Source organism: Pseudomonas sp. GW823-FHT06E10 (genome assembly GCF_058794995.1).
Window position 1 is genome coordinate 46,211 of the sequence record NZ_JBXAHJ010000007.1, and the last position, 15,903, is coordinate 62,113.

At 62.6% G+C, this 15,903-nt stretch carries 11 protein-coding genes; 3 read left to right on the forward strand and 8 right to left on the reverse strand.

The features are described 5' to 3' along the window. Positions 1–124: 124 nt before the first annotated feature. The 5 genes from AC1Q6Y_RS13335 to AC1Q6Y_RS13355 all read right to left on the reverse strand — a co-directional run bounded on the left by AC1Q6Y_RS13335 (position 125) and on the right by AC1Q6Y_RS13355 (position 5,198). Complete coding sequence (locus AC1Q6Y_RS13335; RefSeq protein WP_429522163.1) at positions 125–1,111, reverse strand: lysylphosphatidylglycerol synthase domain-containing protein; 987 nt, start codon at positions 1,109–1,111, stop codon at positions 125–127. Then, complete coding sequence (gene clsB, locus AC1Q6Y_RS13340; protein WP_340314802.1) at positions 1,098–2,390, reverse strand: cardiolipin synthase ClsB; 1,293 nt, start codon at positions 2,388–2,390, stop codon at positions 1,098–1,100. Before clsB ends, AC1Q6Y_RS13335 begins: the two co-directional genes overlap by 14 nt. Then, the gene (locus AC1Q6Y_RS13345; protein ID WP_150814477.1) at positions 2,387–3,184 is read right to left on the reverse strand and encodes an endonuclease/exonuclease/phosphatase family protein; all 798 of its coding nucleotides are present in this window, start codon (positions 3,182–3,184) and stop codon (positions 2,387–2,389) included. Before AC1Q6Y_RS13345 ends, clsB begins: the two co-directional genes overlap by 4 nt. Next, positions 3,181–3,783: a DUF72 domain-containing protein gene (locus AC1Q6Y_RS13350; RefSeq protein ID WP_492624668.1), complete on the reverse strand. Its 603-nt coding sequence runs from the start codon at positions 3,781–3,783 to the stop codon at positions 3,181–3,183. The genes AC1Q6Y_RS13345 and AC1Q6Y_RS13350 overlap by 4 nt, the downstream gene beginning before the upstream one ends. A 203-nt stretch (positions 3,784–3,986) precedes the next feature. Continuing rightward, on the reverse strand, positions 3,987–5,198 hold the full coding sequence (locus AC1Q6Y_RS13355; protein ID WP_492624669.1) for an MFS transporter: 1,212 nt from the start codon (positions 5,196–5,198) through the stop codon (positions 3,987–3,989). 354 nt (positions 5,199–5,552) lie between these two features. On the opposite strand from AC1Q6Y_RS13355, the gene AC1Q6Y_RS13360 reads away from it, so the two are divergent. After that, entirely contained in the window at positions 5,553–7,682 is a 2,130-nt protein-coding gene (locus AC1Q6Y_RS13360) for a mechanosensitive ion channel family protein (protein ID WP_349736236.1), read from the forward strand. Positions 7,683–7,834: 152 nt separating this feature from the next. Here the strand turns inward: AC1Q6Y_RS13360 and AC1Q6Y_RS13365 are convergent, their stop codons facing one another. Next, on the reverse strand, positions 7,835–12,151 hold the full coding sequence (locus AC1Q6Y_RS13365; protein ID WP_492624670.1) for an Lhr family helicase: 4,317 nt from the start codon (positions 12,149–12,151) through the stop codon (positions 7,835–7,837). A 308-nt stretch (positions 12,152–12,459) separates the two neighbouring features. On the opposite strand from AC1Q6Y_RS13365, the gene AC1Q6Y_RS13370 reads away from it, so the two are divergent. Together AC1Q6Y_RS13370 and AC1Q6Y_RS13375 are read left to right on the forward strand one after the other, a co-directional pair. Continuing rightward, on the forward strand, positions 12,460–13,344 hold the full coding sequence (locus AC1Q6Y_RS13370) for a sugar nucleotide-binding protein (RefSeq protein ID WP_008053852.1): 885 nt from the start codon (positions 12,460–12,462) through the stop codon (positions 13,342–13,344). Beyond that, complete coding sequence (locus tag AC1Q6Y_RS13375; RefSeq protein WP_492624671.1) at positions 13,337–14,266, forward strand: NAD-dependent epimerase/dehydratase family protein; 930 nt, start codon at positions 13,337–13,339, stop codon at positions 14,264–14,266. Before AC1Q6Y_RS13370 ends, AC1Q6Y_RS13375 begins: the two co-directional genes overlap by 8 nt. 199 nt (positions 14,267–14,465) lie before the next feature. Here AC1Q6Y_RS13375 and AC1Q6Y_RS13380 read toward each other — a convergent pair whose 3' ends face one another. Together AC1Q6Y_RS13380 and AC1Q6Y_RS13385 are read right to left on the reverse strand one after the other, a co-directional pair. After that, positions 14,466–15,164, reverse strand: coding sequence for an OmpW/AlkL family protein (locus tag AC1Q6Y_RS13380; protein WP_090451676.1), 699 nt, complete (start codon positions 15,162–15,164; stop codon positions 14,466–14,468). Positions 15,165–15,384: 220 nt separating this feature from the next. Further along, on the reverse strand, positions 15,385–15,903 hold the full coding sequence (locus tag AC1Q6Y_RS13385; RefSeq protein ID WP_090451674.1) for a DUF3299 domain-containing protein: 519 nt from the start codon (positions 15,901–15,903) through the stop codon (positions 15,385–15,387).

A 15,903-nucleotide genomic window follows, 5' to 3' on the forward strand; every position in this document is an offset into this window, starting at 1 on the left:
GCGGGCCCCTTCGCGGGCAAGCCCGCTCCCACAAGGATCGAGGGTGTACATGGAATCTGTATCCACCAACAGACACTGTGGGAGCGGGCTTGCCCGCGAAGGCGTCCTCACAACCGGCACAAAATCACTTGGGTTTCTTCGCAATCCGCAATGACTTGGCCTTGGCTTCCACCAGCAGGTACATCACCAGGGCAATCAACAACGGCAGGATGAAATAAATCGCCCGATAGGCCAGCAGCCCCGCCACCAGGCTGCCCCGCGAAGCCTCGTGTTGCAGCAGCGCCACAAACACGGCTTCCAGCACGCCGAGCCCGGCCGGGATGTGAGTGATGACCCCGGCGATGGCGCTGATCAACAGCACACCCAGCACCAGTGGATAGTCCAGTTTGTTCGGTAGCAAGGTGAAGATCACCGCTGCCATCAGCGACCAGTTCAGGGCACCGAGGGCCAGTTGCAGCACGGCCATGCGCGGCGACGGCAGGTCAATCTCCACACCACGAATCACCCACTCCCGACGTTTGGCAAACCGGCACGCCACCAGATATCCGGCGCTCAGCAGCAATAACAAAACCCCCACGCCTTGCAGCGCGCTACTGCTGAGCTTCCAGCCCGGCGGCATGCGCACCAGCCCGCTGCTGAACATGGCGCCGGCAATGACCATGTAACCGAACCAGTTGGTCGCCAGGCTCAGACCGAGGATTTTCGCGATGTTGCTCTTGCTGACCCCGAGCCGCGAATACAACCGGTATCGCATGGCGATGCCACCGACCCAGGCGCTCAGGTTCAGGTTGAAGGCGTAGCTGATGATCCCCACGGGCAGAATCTGCTTCCAGGTCAGGTTCTGGCGGATGTAGGTGCGGCCGATCAGGTCGAAGCAGGCGTACACCAGAAAACTCACCAGGGTCAGCCCCGAGGCAATGATCAGTGTGCGCACCTTGAAATCGGCCAGGGTATCGAACACTTCGTTCCATTCGATGCGCTGGGCGAGCATCGTGAACAGCACGATCAGCATCAGGAAAAACAGCATCGTCAGCGGTCGTTTCCAGCGGTTCCAGTGCGACTTGCCAGAGCTTTTGGCGTGAGTTGCCGTGTGGGGCTCAGTGCGGTTCATGGTCAGCGGCCCCGGTCGGAGGAGGAATGTGTTTCAGGCGAGGTTTATGCGCCGGCAACCAACCGGCCCACGCCGGGAAATGCCGCAGGCAGTGAAACACCAGAAAGCCGACGGTCATGTGCCAGACACGCCCGCGTGGCGCGATGTCGTGAGACATGACCTTGCAATGGTTGTCGCTGAGGTCTTCCAGGCGATCGAATAGAACTCGATTGAAGCCACGGTCGCGGATCAGTACGTTGGCTTCCAGGTTCATCGACAGGCTCAACGGGTCGAGGTTGCTGGAGCCTACGGTGCTCCAGTCTTCATCCACCAGTGCGACCTTGCCGTGCAGTGGACGGTCGCAATATTCGTAGATCTTCACCCCGGACTTGAGCAGGTAATCGTAGGTCATGCGCGCCGCAAGCCTGGCCACCCGCATGTCTGGCTGGCCCTGCAGGATCAGCCGCACATCCACCCCTCGGCGGGCCGCGTTGCGGATCTCGCGCAACAAGCGGAACCCTGGAAAGAAGTAGGCGTTGGCGATCACCACCCGGCGCTGCGCCTGGCGCAATACCTGGCGGTAAACCTCCTCGATGTCGGTCTGGTGTTCCCCGTTGTCGCGGTACACCAGCCGCACCTGGCCATCGTGATCGCTGAAGGCCAGTTCCGAACGCCGCTGCCGACGGCGATGCCACCAGTATTTGGCGTGCGCCGGGCGACCGCATTGCAGCAGGGCAAAGTGATGGATGTCGGCAACGGCCGGACCCTGAACTTCCACGGAATAATCCTGTTTGGCCTCGGGGCCGAAGTCGGCCAGATGATCGGCGGAAAAATTGATCCCGCCGACGAACGCGACGGTGCCATCGACCACCACGATCTTGCGGTGCAGGCGCCGGAACCAGTTGGTGCGGATGCCCAAGCGTTTCGGTGCCGGATCGAACATTTGCAGGTGCACGCCGGCCGCGGTCAGGGCGTTCAGGAACCCGGTACTCAGTTCGCCGCAGCCGAAGCCGTCGAGGCTGACGGTGGTGCGCACACCACGCTGGGCGGCTTCGATCAGAATCTGTTGCAGCTCATTGCCGACCTTGTCCTCGAACAGAATGAAGGTCTCCAACAGGATTTCATTTTGCGCCCGGCGCAGGGCTTCAAACACCCGGGGAAAATACGCCTCGCCATTTTCCAGCAACTCGACCCGATTGCTGCCTTGCCAGCCGTATTCGACATCGACCGCTGTCGGCTCGCGGGTGGGCGGAGCGGGGATGTGTTCCAGCGTGTTTTTTTCCATCAACTGGCTGCTCATAGCTCGATCTCCACCGACAGCGGGGCGTGGTCGGAAAGGTGCGACCAGGGCCGGGAGGTCAGCACTTGCGGATGGCTGGCCTTGAGGTTGCGTACGTAGATGCGGTCCAGGCGCAATGCCGGCAAGCGCGCGGGGAAACTGCGCGCCGGTTTGCCATGGTGCTCGGCGAAGACTTCGCGCAAACCGCTGGGTGTGAGCAATGCATCGGCGCGCTGGCGCCAATCATTGAAGTCCCCGGCGACAATCACCGGGGCGTTGCCGGGCAGGGCGTCCAGGCGCTGGGCGAGCAGCTTCAGTTGCGCGGTGCGATGGGTTTCGCGCAGCCCCAGATGCACGCAAATCGCATGCACCTCCTGGCCGTCGCCGGGCAAGCGCAACACACAATGCAAGAGCCCGCGGTTCTCGTGGCCGCTGATGGACACGTCGAGGTTGTCGTGGCGGATGATCTGGAACTTCGACAACAGCGCATTGCCGTGATCGCCCGCCGGATACACCGCATTGCGGCCATAGGCGAACTGCGGCCACAGGCTGTCGGCAAGGAATTCGTATTGCGGCATCGCCGGCCAGTTGGTGTAGCGCCTGGGGTGCTGTTCGTGGGTGCCGTGGACTTCCTGCAAAAACACCACATCGGCAGATACGCTGCGCACCGCTTCACGCAGTTCCGGCAGGATGAAACGCCGGTTGAGTGCGGTGAAACCTTTATGGGTGTTGACCGTCAGCACGGTGAAGCGTTGCACTGTCGTGTTGATGGGGGTCTGCTCGTCCGTGACGCCGACCGGCTCTGGAATGCTCATGGCAACACGCTCTCGGCCGCAGGCTCACCGGGGACGGTGGCGAGGTTTTTTTCGAGGTGCAGGCGTTGCAGCAAGTGGCGTGCATCAAAGGGGGCGCGGACTTTGATGTCGTTATCGAAATAGCAGAACACCTCCCGGGATTTGCACGCCTTTGGCTTCTGCCGGGGTGCGATCAATTGTGGATTATCCGGTTGTTGGCCGTGATGCCAGGCTTCGATTCGTTCGCCCCAGCGTTTTAGTGCCTGCGGGGTGTAACCGCTGGCATAGAGTGCTTCGGCGCCATGCAGACGCAGGTAGACGAAATCGCTGGTGATGTCTTCGCGATACGGCCATTTACCTGAGGTGTCGGCGATGACCAGGGCCGTGTTGTAGCGCTTGAGCAAGCGGACGAACAGCGGATCGACAAAGCTGTCATGGCGGATTTCCACGGCATAGCGTTCGGGGCGCTGCAGTGCGTAGAACGATCCATTGATTTCGATGCTGTTGACCGCCCGCGAGGCGAATTGCAGTTCGCGCTTGTGGGTCAGGCCAATGGGGTAGAAGTCTCCCCGCCAGGGCGTGTAGCGCCAGCCTGAAATACCGATATGAATCGCCGCCATGTCGCCTCCGGACTACCTACCCATGTCTTTGGGTGACTGCGCTGCGGCGGCAAAAGTTTCGATGGGGCTACGGACGGTAAATTTTCTACAGAACAACACCGAACAAGTGTGGGAGCGAGCTTGCTCGCGATGGCGGTTTATCAGTCACATCCATGTTGAATGGACCGCCGTCATCGCGAGCAAGCTCGCTCCCACAGTGGGTATCAGTGACCCGTGATAATGCGGGGAGAACCCTCAGATGGTTCGGCATACACCGGGCCGAGGCGATCAAGACGTCCACTCCACGCGGTCAATGCCAGTGCCACCAACACCACCAGGCCACCGATCCATGCGGTGTGAATCAACCCCATGTGGGCGACGATCAGGCCACCGCCCCACGCGCCACCGGCAATGCCGAGGTTGAACGCTGCGATGTTCAGGCCGGACGCCACGTCCACCGCTTGCGGGGTGTGATGCTCAGCCTGACGCACCACATACACCTGCAACCCCGGCACGTTGCCGAATGCCACGGCGCCCCAGACCAGCACGGTGGCCAGCGCGAGCCAAGGATTACCGGCGGTGAAAGTCAGCACGAACAACACGGCGGCGAGCAGGGCAAAGATGATTTTCAGGGCGCTGATCGGGCCGCGCTTGTCCGCCAGTTTGCCGCCCCAGATGTTGCCGACGGCCACGGAGATGCCGTAGACCAGCAACACCAGGCTGACGGTGCTGGCGCTGAAGCCGGAGAGGTCCTGAAGAATCGGCGCGAGGAAGGTAAAGGCAATGAACGAGCCGCCGTAGCCGACGGCCGTCATCGCATACACCAGCAGCAGGCGTGGTTGCTTGAGCACCTGCAATTGCTGCAACAGCGATGCGGGTTTGCTGTGGGCGATGTTTTTCGGCACGTAGACCAGGCTGCCGATGAAGGCGATCACGCCCAGGGCCGAAACGGCGAGGAAGGTTTCACGCCAGCCGAAATGCTGGCCGATGAATGTCCCCAGCGGCACGCCGGTGACCAGCGCCACGGTCAGGCCGGTGAACATGATGGCAATCGCGCTGGCGGCTTTTTCCTTCGGCACTAGACTGGTGGCGATGGTCGAGCCGATCGAGAAAAACACCCCGTGGGCCAGGCCGGTGACGATCCGTGCGAGGATCAACGACTCGTAACTCGGTGCTTGCCACGCCAGCAGGTTACCGAGGGTGAACAGCACCATCAGCGACAACAGCAGCAATTTGCGCGGAACCTTGCCGGTGAGGGCGGTCAGCACCGGGGCGCCGACGGCAACGCCAAGGGCATACAGGCTGACCAGCAGGCCGGCGGATGGCAGACTGACGCCGAGGTCGGCGCCGATGGTGGGTAACAGGCCAACGATGACGAACTCGGTCGTCCCGATGGCAAAGGCGCTGAGGGTCAGCGCGAGCAAGGCAATGGGCATGGCTGCAACTCCGGTGCAATGATGTGATGGAGCGCAGTGTCGGGATTTGGCTCGGTCAGAAAAATACAGGGATGGACATTTGATATTTGCGTGCAGATCAAATATCGCGAGGACGGATGCATACTTGTGGCGAGGGGGCTTGCCCCCGTTCGGCTGCGAAGCAGTCGTAAACCCATTGAATGCGGCGCATCAGATGAATTCGAACGGTAGGTTTTGGGGGCGCTTCGCCCCCCAACGGGGGCAAGCCCCCTCGCCACAGGAGAAATCACTGTCCTGCTATCTGCGGGCAATATCCGAACTTGCCCGACATTTCTCGATCAGTTCCTTACCGACACAGCCAAAGGAGCGGGTGTTTTGATCAGGCTCAAGACCGCGATACTGCTGGGAGCGTTGCTGTTTGTGGGTAGCGAGCAACTGGAAGCCGCCGCGATACCGGGGCTGCCGACCACCGCGACCGCCGCGACTCCGCCGGCCCATCCCGAACCGCTGGTGCAAGGCGGATTACTGGGAGCCATCAGTTCAAGCATCGACGAGGTCCAGACCAAACTCGATCTCAACGAAAACCTCTTTGACGTCTGGCGCCTGCGTGCCGACCTCGCGGCCGATGAAGTGGATCAGTTGGTCAATAAGCCATCGGCCCGTTCGCCCTGGCGCGTCGCCGGCGATTTCCTGCTGCTGACCTGCGTGTGGGCGGCCGTGTTTGCCTGTCTTTGGCTGCTTGGGCGGATGGTCGCCAGGCGCCTGTGCGAGCACCGTCTGCTGCTCAGTCGCGAACGGGGCCAGGCGTTGCTCGGTTACGTGTTGCCCTACACCCTTCCGGCGGTGATCAGTCTGCCGTTGACGATTTATGCCAGCCAGCTTTTGCCGATATCGGCGGGACGGGCGCTGGCGTTGTGTTTTGCCTATGCCACCAGTGCCGGGATCTTTGCCGCGTCATTGGTGCTGTCGCTGGTGGTGATGTTCAATGCCGGACACAAGCGGCGGGCGGTGCAGATTATTCGACAACACAGCCCACGACCGCTGTTCGGCATCGGTTTTCTGGTGGCCCTGAGCGATGCCCTGACCAGCCCGCAGATCGCCCATCAACTGGGCAGTAATCTCACCAGCAGCATCGCCGTGTTCACTGGATTGGCAGCGTCGATTTCCTTCGGCTTGCTGGTGATCCGCATGCGTCGCCCGGTCGCCCATGTGATCCGCATCCTGCCGCTGGCCCAGCGCCTCAGCCAGCCGGCGTTGCGTGAAACCCTGCGGATATTTTCCGGGCTCTGGTATTGGCCGATTCTGTTGATGGTCCTGGTTTCGATCATCAACCTGATCGGCGCCGGGGTGGACAACCAGAGAGTGCTGCGCAGCGCTTTGTTCACCACGGTGCTGCTGATCGCCACGGTGTTTCTCAGCACCACGCTGCATCATCTGTTCAAGACGCGCAGCGAAGCGGACCTGCGCCGCGGCAGCGCCTACAAGGAGCGCTTTCTCAATTTGTCACATGCCTTGTTGCGCATCGCCATGGCCATCGTGTTCATCGATATCCTCGGGCGGATCTGGGGCGTGTCGCTGTTCGAATTCGCGGTGACCAATGCCGTGGGCCGGGCGATCAGTGATTCCCTGGGCCACATCGGTCTGATCCTGCTGGTGACCTGGATGGTCTGGGTGGTGCTCGACACGGCGATTCAGGAAGCCCTGAAACCGCCAACCAACAAGCGCTCGGCGCGCCAGCCGAGTACGCGGGTGAAAACCATCCTGCCGCTGCTGCGCAACGCGATCAAAATCATCCTGGTGGTGATTTGCGCGATCACCACCATGGCCAACCTGGGGATCAACGTCGCGCCATTCCTGGCAGGTGCCGGGGTCATCGGCCTGGCGATCGGTTTCGGCTCCCAGCAACTGGTGCAGGACGTGATCACCGGGCTGTTCATCATCATCGAAGACACCCTGTCCATCGGTGACTGGGTGGTGCTCGATTCCGGGCATGCCGGCACCGTCGAAGGCCTGACCATCCGTACCTTGCGCCTGCGCGATGGCAAGGGCTTTGTGCACTCGGTGCCGTTCGGACAGATCAAGGCCGTGACCAACCAATCGCGGCAATTCGCCTATGCGTTTTTCTCGGTGCAATTCACCTACGACACCGATGTCGACAAGGCCATCGAGCTGATTCGCGAGGCCGGGCACTCCATCAGCAACGACCCGTTCCTGCGCTACAACCTGCAAGGGCCGCTGGATGTGTTTGGCGTCGACAAGATGGACCTCAACGGTGTGGTGCTGACCGCGCAATTCCGTACGGTGTCCGGTGGTCAATACGCGGTGAGCCGGGCTTTCAACCAGCGTTTGAAAAAGCTTGTGGATAACTGCCCGTGGGTGAACTTCGCGCAAACTTATCCACAGCAGGCATTGGTGCCCAGGCATGCTGTCGAGCCACTGAAGGAGGGAGATGCCGCACCGGAGCATTCGGCGGTGTTGATGCCGGAGCGGCCGCGGTCTCAATAGTCAGTTTTGTACTTGAGGCTTTCAGTGGCTGGACCGGCCCCATCGCGAGCAAGCTCGCTCCCACAGTGATCTCTGTTGTGCCGAAAATTTGTAATCACAGAAGATCCCCTGTGGGAGCGAGCTTGCTCGCGATGGGTCCGGTCCAGACGACATTAATGCCGGATAAGCTTACTACGCACTTCAGCCATCGCCCGTTCATCCAGCTCCAACCAGAACTGCTGCTTGCCGGCAATCTCGGCAGCAACCGCCAACCCGTCGCGATATACCAGCCGATTGCTCGCCAGTGCCGGGACTTTCGCGCCGGGCAATAGCGTACCGGCGAGGTTCAGCGGATCGACCCCGCACACCGCGACCAGGCTGCCGTCATGGGGCCGACGCCGCACCTCCCGCAACAAGGGGATCGCCTCGGGCAGGGCGAATTGCTCGCCCGCCAGGCCACTGACAAAACGCCCGCCACGAATCTCGCCGCGAGCCTCCAGGCGATGGAAAGTACGCAGCAGTTCGCGCCAGCTCGGCAGCCAGTCCGCTTCACGCTCCAGCAAACGCCAGAACACCACGCCGTAACGGCGCAGCAAGGTCATGGCGATGTGCTCAAGGGTATCGGCAGGTGTCGGCGCGGGGCGCTGGTTTTGCACCACCGGCGCGACAGGCGTGCGTCGCAACAAGGCCCAGCGCCCGGCGTCGTCCATGCCACCAATAAATGCCCCGCGCCCGCGTCGACTGTTGCGAGGCTGGCGCTTGCTGGCCGGGGTGATCAGTGCGCGCAATCCGGCGAAGCTGTCAGCATTCACCAGCCCCGCGCCCACCAGTTCCTGCAAGGCGATTTCCAGTTCCGAACGCAGCAGATGGGCCTCATGGATCAGTTCATCGAAAAACAGCGCGCCGTGCTGGCTGAGGGCGGCGTGGACCTTTTGTGTTTTCGGCGACAGTTCGCTGACCGGCGTCTGTTCGGTCAAGCCGCTCCAGAGGCCGACCCGGTTGCGCGGCAGCAACACAATCGGCGTGCTGCGCAGCGCGGTGCTGGCGCCTTTGTTGTGCGCAGTCAGGCGCGTCCACACCAGTCTGCCGCTGCGGCACAACTCATCCAGCCAGGTCGCCGAGTAGTCCTTGATCCGCGCCGGCAGGATGTCGCTGTCCCAGGCTGAAGCGGCAGCAGGGTAGCCTTCCAATTGCGCGACGACGGCTGGCAGTACCGCGGCGCCCTGACCCTGGCTTGCGCTCGACACATGCTGCCAGTCGAACAGGAATCGCATGAAATCCTGCAACGCCACCGGTTCGATTTCCCGGCGCAGGCGCTTGACCGTATAGCGGTGAATCCGCGCCAGCAAATGCCGCTCGCACCATTCTTCCCGGGTGGCACCCGGGGTAAAGCGACCGCGCAGCACGTAGCCTTCGCGTTCCAGTTGCGCCAGGGCCTGGTTGACCTGCGCAGCGGGCAAGCCGAGTGGTTCGGCAATGCGATCGAGCGCCAGCGGCCCGAAGGCACTGAGCCGCGCGCGGATCAGTTCGAGGATGGCGTCGTCGGCTTCCCAGACCTCGTCGAAGTCCGGCAGCGCTTGCAGCGACGGCGTCAGTTCGGCCTGTGGATAAATCGCCCGCAGGCAGGTCAGACGCTCCAGCGCCAGCCACAGCGATTGCCCGGCATTGATCTGCAAACGGCTCGCGCGGCCGCTGTCGGCCAGGGTGTTGAGCCAGTCGAACCACTGCGGATTGGCGCCGGCCTCGGTATCGGTGATGCACGCCAGGCTCATCAAGGCCTCGTGCATTTCGTCGACCCCGCAAGGCACTGGCCAGGCTTCGTCGCGCACGGCGGCAATCGCCTCGGCGTCCAGGGCGCCGAGGTCGTCGGTGGATTGTGGGTCGCTCCAGCGCCGATTGAGCACTGCCTGGGTTCTACGTTCCTCCAGCGGTGCATCGTCGAGAAAGGTATAGGGCCGGGCGCTGAGAATCTCCGCCGCCAGCGGCGAGGGCGCCGGCAAGTCGCGGCTGATCAGGCGAATGTCGCCGCGTTCCATGCGCCGCAACAAGGCCAGCCAGCCTTCACTGTCCATGGCATCGTGCAGGCAGTCGTCGAGGGTTTGCTCTACCAGCGGATGGTCGGGAATCTCCCGTTCGCCGGCGAGGTTTTCCACGCAGGCGATCTGATCGGGAAACACGCTGGCGATCAGGTCTTCGCTTTTCATCCGCTGGATCTGCGGCGGGACTTTACGCCCGCCGCTGTAGCGCGGCAGCGCCAGGGCCACCCCGGCATTCCAGCGCCAGCGCACGCCGAACAGCGGCGCGTCGAGCACGGCTTGAATCAGGATGTGTTCGGCACTGTTGCTGTGCAAGTAGCGCCAGACGTCGTCCAGTTCAAAACTGTGGCTGGTGGACAGCGACAGCACGATGGCGTCTTCGCTGGCGGCGGCCTGCAATTCGAAATTGAAGGTGCGACAGAAACGCTTGCGCAGGGCCAGGCCCCAGGCGCGGTTGATGCGGCTGCCGAACGGCGTGTGAATGACCAGTTGCGTGCCGCCGGACTCGTCGAAAAAGCGCTCCATCAGCAGCGTGTCTTGGGATGGCAGGGCACCCAGCGTTTGTCGCGCACGGGCCAGGTAATCCACCAGTTGTTCGGCGCTGGCGATGTTCAAACCCAGGGTCTCGGTCAGCCAGTCGAGCGCTGGCTGCAAGTCACCTGGCGCAGCCCCCAGCAGGTCATCGAGTTGTGCCTGCAAGCGCGCCACCGCCGAGGACAATTCGGCACTGCGCCCCGGTGCTTCACCGAGCCAGAACGGAATGGTCGGCGGCTGGCCCTGGGCATGCTCGACCCGGACTTTGCCGGTTTCCACCCGCAGGATCCGATAGGACGTGTTGCCTAACTGGAAGATATCCCCGGCAATGCTTTCCACGGCGAAGTCTTCGTTGATGGTGCCGATGTTCAGCCCTTGAGGCTCCAGCAGCACGCTGTAGTCGGCGTTGTCCGGAATGGTCCCGCCACTGGTCACCGCCGTCAGTTTTGCGCCCCGGCGGCCGCGCAGGGTGCGGCTCACGGCGTCGCGGTGCAGGTAGGCGCTGCGCATACCCTGTCGCCCGTTGTAACCCTCGGCGAGCATGTTCAGCAGCGCCTGGTAGTGTTTGTCGTCGAGTCCGGCGTAGGGCGAGGCGCGGCGCAGCATCTCCAGTAGCGCTTGTTCCGGCCACTCCTGGCAACTGACCTCGGCGATGATCTGCTGCGCCAGCACGTCCAGCGGCGCTTGCGGGATCAGCAAGGTATCGAGTTCGCCCCGGCGCACGCAGTCGAGCAGCGCGGTGCATTCGATCAGGTCGTCCCGGGTGGTGGCGAACAAACGGCCCTTGGGCGTGCCGCCGACGTGGTGCCCGGAGCGGCCGACCCGTTGCAGAAACCCGGCAATCGAACGCGGCGAGGCGATCTGGCACACCAGGTCGACGTCGCCGATGTCGATCCCCAGTTCCAGCGACGCCGTGGCGATCAGCACTTGCAGGTCACCGCGCTTGAGTCGCTGCTCGGCATCCAGGCGAAATTCCTTGGCCAGGCTGCCGTGGTGGGCGGCCACGGCATCCTTGCCCAGGCGCTCGCTCAGGTGCCGGCTCAGGCGTTCGGCCAGACGTCGGGTGTTGACGAAGATCAGCGTGGTCCGGTGTTCCCGGGCGAGGGCGGCGAGGCGGTCGTAGACCAACTCCCAGACATCGTTGGCCATCACGGCCGATAGCGGCACGGGCGGTACTTCGATGTCCAGGTCGCGGGGGCGGGCGTGGCCGATGTCGACGATCTCGCACGGGCGGGCGCGACCGACAAGGAAGCGCGAGACCGCTTCGATGGGCTTTTGCGTGGCCGACAGCCCGATGCGCAGCAGTGGCTCCGGGCAGAGGGCTTGCAGGCGTTCAAGGCTCAGCGCCAGGTGGCTGCCGCGTTTGCTGGCAGCCATGGCGTGGATCTCGTCGACGATCACCGTTTGTGCGGTGCCGAGCATCTGCCGGCCAGAGTCGGAACCGAGCAGCACATACAGGGATTCCGGCGTGGTCACCAGTATGTGCGGCGCGGTCTTGCGCATTGCCGAACGATCTTTCTGCGGTGTATCGCCGGTGCGCACGGCGGTGCTGATCTGCAGTTCGGGCAGGCCCATCACGCGCAATTGCTCGGTAATGCCGGCCAGCGGGTTTTGCAGGTTGATCTGGATGTCGTTGGACAGGGCCTTGAGGGGCGAGACGTAGACCACCAGGGTTGCGTCGGGCAAGCCTTCGGGGCTTTCCAGGCCGCGGTGCACCAGGTCATCGATGACGGCGAGAAAGGCGGTGAGGGTCTTGCCGGAACCGGTGGGCGCGGCGACCAGGGTTGAGCGACGCTGGCGGATCAACGGCCACGCCCGGGCCTGGGCGGCGGTGACCGCCGGGAACGTGTGGCTGAACCAGGCGCTGACGGCAGGGTGGAAGCCGCTCAGGGCACTGTCTGCGGGAATGGGCAGGTTCATGCAGCAAGTTATGCGGGTGGGTGGGCCAAGATGCAAGTACCGCTTGGGGATCTCTGTTGACTGACAGGACCCCATCGCGAGCAAGCTCGCTCCCACAGGGGGGGCGGTTTACACAAATCCATTGTGGGAGCTAGCTTGCTCGCGATGAGGCCAGTGACAGCACCACAAATCCCCCGGATCTACACTTTACGGGTGACGGTTGCGCACTAAACCCGCAAAATGCAACGATTCCGGCAATTATCAACGACATCGCCTGGGCGCGATGTCGATAAAGCCATCGTTTCAATCAGACTGGGCCTGCTGACTCTATGCGAATGCGCCTTATGTTACTGGGCGGCGGAAATGCCCTTGGGCAGGCGCTGATTCGCCTCGGTGCGGAGGAAGACATCGGTTTCCTCGCCCCCCGCCCGCCCGAAGACGGCTGGGATGCCGCGAGCCTGACACAACTGCTCGACGACACCCGTCCCGATGCATTGATCAACCTTGCCTACTACTTCGACTGGTTTCAGGCCGAGGCGGTGAGCGAATCGCGCCTGGCCGGCCAGGAGCGCGCGATCGAGCGTCTGGCGGAACTGTGCCAGCACCACAACATCGTCCTGCTGCAACCCTCCAGTTATCGCGTGTTCGACGGCTCCCGCGCCACCGCCTACAGCGAAAAAGACGAACCGGTGCCCCTGGGCCTGCGGGGTCAGGCGTTGTGGCGGATCGAGCAAAGCGTGCGCGCCACCTGCCCGCAACACGTGCTGCTGCGTTTCGGCTGGCTGCTGGACGACAGCCCGGACGGTGCCCTTGGCCGCTTCCTCGCCCGTGCAGAACAACCCGAAGAGTTGCTGATGGCCGACGACCGACGGGGCAATCCGACGCCGGTCGACGATGCCGCCCGCGTGATCATTTCAGTGCTCAAGCAACTCGATTGCGCCGCGCCGCTGTGGGGCACCTACCACTACGCCGGGCATGAGGCGACTACGCCGCTGGCGCTGGGGCAGGCGATTCTGACCGAAGCCCGCAGCCTGCATCCGCTGGCCATCGAAGCCCCGACCGCCCAGGCCCACGCCGCGCGTCCGGATGCCGCCGAAGAACCGCAACACGCGGTACTGGCCTGCAAAAAAATTCTGCACACCTTCGGAATCAAACCACGCGCCTGGCGTGCAGCGCTTCCCGGTCTACTGGACAGGTTCTATCGCCATGGCTGACAGCCCCGTTTTGATCACCGGTGGTGCCGGTTTCATTGGTTCACACCTGACTGACGCCCTGCTTGCCAAGGGCCATGCGGTGCGGATTCTCGATGACCTGTCCACCGGCAAGCACAGCAATCTGCCGCTGGACAATCCCAAGGTCGAACTGATCGTCGGCGACGTGGCCGATGCGGCTTTGGTTGCCCAGGCGATGGCTGGATGCAGCGCCGTGGCGCACCTGGCCGCCGTGGCTTCGGTGCAGGCCTCGGTGGACGATCCAGTGCGCACACACCAGAGCAACTTCATCGGCACGCTGAACGTCTGCGAAGCCATGCGCCAGACCGGGGTCAAACGCGTGCTGTTTGCCTCCAGTGCGGCGGTATATGGCAACAATGGCGAAGGTGAATCGATCGACGAAGACACGCCCAAGGCGCCGTTGACGCCTTATGCGGTGGACAAGCTGGCCAGCGAGCAATACTTCGACTTCTACCATCGCCAGCATGGGCTGGAACCGGTGATTTTCCGCTTCTTCAACATCTACGGCCCACGCCAGGATCCGTCCTCGCCGTACTCCGGGGTGATCAGCATTTTCAGCGAGCGCGCCCTGAAGGGCTTGCCGATCACGGTGTTCGGCGATGGCGAGCAGACCCGGGATTTTGTCTACGTCGAAGACCTGGTCGACTTGCTGGTGCAGGCCATCGAAATGCCCCGGGTCGAAGTCGGTGCGGTCAACGTTGGCTGGAACCAGGCGACGACCCTCAAGCAAATGCTCGAAGCGCTCGAAGCCGTGGTTGGCAAGTTGCCACCGGTGAGCTACGGCCCGGCGCGCTCCGGCGACATTCGTCATTCCCGGGCGAACAACCGGCGCCTGTTGGAACGCTTCAGTACCACAGAGCAGACACCGATGCGCGTGGGGCTGGCGCGGTTGCTGGGGCGATAGATCGCTTCCCTGCGGAAATGAAAAAGGCGCCTTTTTACAGGCGCCTTTTTCACGGCCGGAATTTACTTACAGCTTGTGTAATTCCTGTGGCGAGGGGGCTCGTCTGATCGCCGCATCGCCCCGTTCGACTGCGCAGCAGTCGCCGTCATTTTTAAGTCTGCTCACCACCAAGCCTCATTCACCACCACGTGAACGTTCTTTAGAACTTGTAACCCAGACCCACCATGTAGATGAACGGGTCTACATCGACGTCCACCCGTGCCCGGGTGCCTGGTGCGATCGAGTTGTTCTCGACGGTGGCGCGGGTATCGATGTCGATGTAGCGCACCTGGGCGTTGATCATGATGTTATCGGTCAGCATGTAGTCAGCACCGACCTGCCACGCCAGACCCCAGGAGTTTTCCGCCTTGAAGTTGCTGAAACCGGCGGACTGGGCCTGGCTGCCAACGTGTTCGTCGTAGATATAGGTGTAGTTGATGCCGCCGCCGACGTACGGCTGGAAGGCCGACTTCGGGTCCAGCGGGTAGTACACCAGGCTCAAGGTCGGTGGCAGGTGCTTGAGGGTGCCGAGTTTGCCGTTGGCCGCGCTTAGGGCCGTGCCCTTGAGTTTCACGTCATGCTCGAACGGTGTGGCCGCCAGCAGCTCGATACCCAGGTGGTTGGTGAGCATGTAGGCGAAGTTCAAGCCCAGTTGCGTGTCGCTGCTCATGGTCGCCTTGCCGCCCAGGTCGGCGCCCGCCAGCGGGCCTTGATCGACCTTGACGCTGGAGCTGTCGGCTTCCGGGTTGACGGTGATGGCGCCGGCACGAAGGAGGATGTCACCGGCTTCGAAGGCATTGGCGAGCGGGGCTGCGAGCGCAAGGGCAACCAGCGAAGCGCTGAGCATGGACTTGTTCATGGGGGCTCCAGAGGACGTTAAAAATTTTGATGTCCAATGGTAAGCCGGCTAACTATTCGGTCTTTTGATGCAGCTCAATGAAAGTGGCAAGGACTGGAATTTGTGATGTTTCTGATGGCCTCATCGCGAGCAAGCTCGCTCCCACAGGAGGCATGTGATCCCCTGTGGGAGCGAGCTTGCTCGCGATGGCGGACTGACAGTCGACACAAAACGACCTGATTCACTCCGGCAGTTCATACAGATAAATCTTGTCCGCCTCCATCTGATACCCGGCATCCGCCAACTCGCTGGTGGACGCCTTGACCTGCAACGCGCCTTCGATCCAGTAAGGCTGATACAACTCGTCCAGCTTCACGCCGACTTCGCTCTTGACGTGCACGATCTGGTTCGACGGCGGTGGCGGCACATGGATGCAGGCGCCGAAATACGGCACCAGCAGAAACTCCGTGGTACGGCCTTCCTCGCTCACTTCCAGCGGCACGATGTAACCCGGCAGGCGAATGTTCTGGCCGTCGAGGGTCTTGACCACCGGTGCGTTGGGCATGTCCTGCTTGGCTGCTGGCGCCGACTCTGCAGAGAGCGTGCTGCTCATCTGCGACAGATCATGCAACGGCGTCATGTTCGGCACTTCTTTCGGCGCGTCGGGCGGGATCATCTCCGACCAGGTCAGGTCTTTTGGCTGGGCCGCCCACAGGGGCAGGGCGACCAGCATCAACAGCGCAAGTACAGCGCGGGGCAT

Excerpts from the sequence above, each read along its gene's own strand:
- AC1Q6Y_RS13335 (WP_429522163.1), bottom strand. The coding sequence starts at position 1,111 with ATGAACCGCACTGAGCCCCACACGGCAACTCACGCCAAAAGCTCTGGC.
- clsB (WP_340314802.1), bottom strand. The coding sequence starts at position 2,390 with ATGAGCAGCCAGTTGATGGAAAAAAACACGCTGGAACACATCCCCGCT.
- AC1Q6Y_RS13345 (WP_150814477.1), bottom strand. The coding sequence starts at position 3,184 with ATGAGCATTCCAGAGCCGGTCGGCGTCACGGACGAGCAGACCCCCATC.
- AC1Q6Y_RS13350 (WP_492624668.1), bottom strand. The coding sequence starts at position 3,783 with ATGGCGGCGATTCATATCGGTATTTCAGGCTGGCGCTACACGCCCTGG.
- AC1Q6Y_RS13355 (WP_492624669.1), bottom strand. The coding sequence starts at position 5,198 with ATGCCCATTGCCTTGCTCGCGCTGACCCTCAGCGCCTTTGCCATCGGG.
- AC1Q6Y_RS13365 (WP_492624670.1), bottom strand. The coding sequence starts at position 12,151 with ATGAACCTGCCCATTCCCGCAGACAGTGCCCTGAGCGGCTTCCACCCT.
- AC1Q6Y_RS13370 (WP_008053852.1), top strand. The coding sequence starts at position 12,460 with ATGCGAATGCGCCTTATGTTACTGGGCGGCGGAAATGCCCTTGGGCAG.
- AC1Q6Y_RS13375 (WP_492624671.1), top strand. The coding sequence starts at position 13,337 with ATGGCTGACAGCCCCGTTTTGATCACCGGTGGTGCCGGTTTCATTGGT.
- AC1Q6Y_RS13380 (WP_090451676.1), bottom strand. The coding sequence starts at position 15,164 with ATGAACAAGTCCATGCTCAGCGCTTCGCTGGTTGCCCTTGCGCTCGCA.
- AC1Q6Y_RS13385 (WP_090451674.1), bottom strand. The coding sequence starts at position 15,903 with ATGCCCCGCGCTGTACTTGCGCTGTTGATGCTGGTCGCCCTGCCCCTG.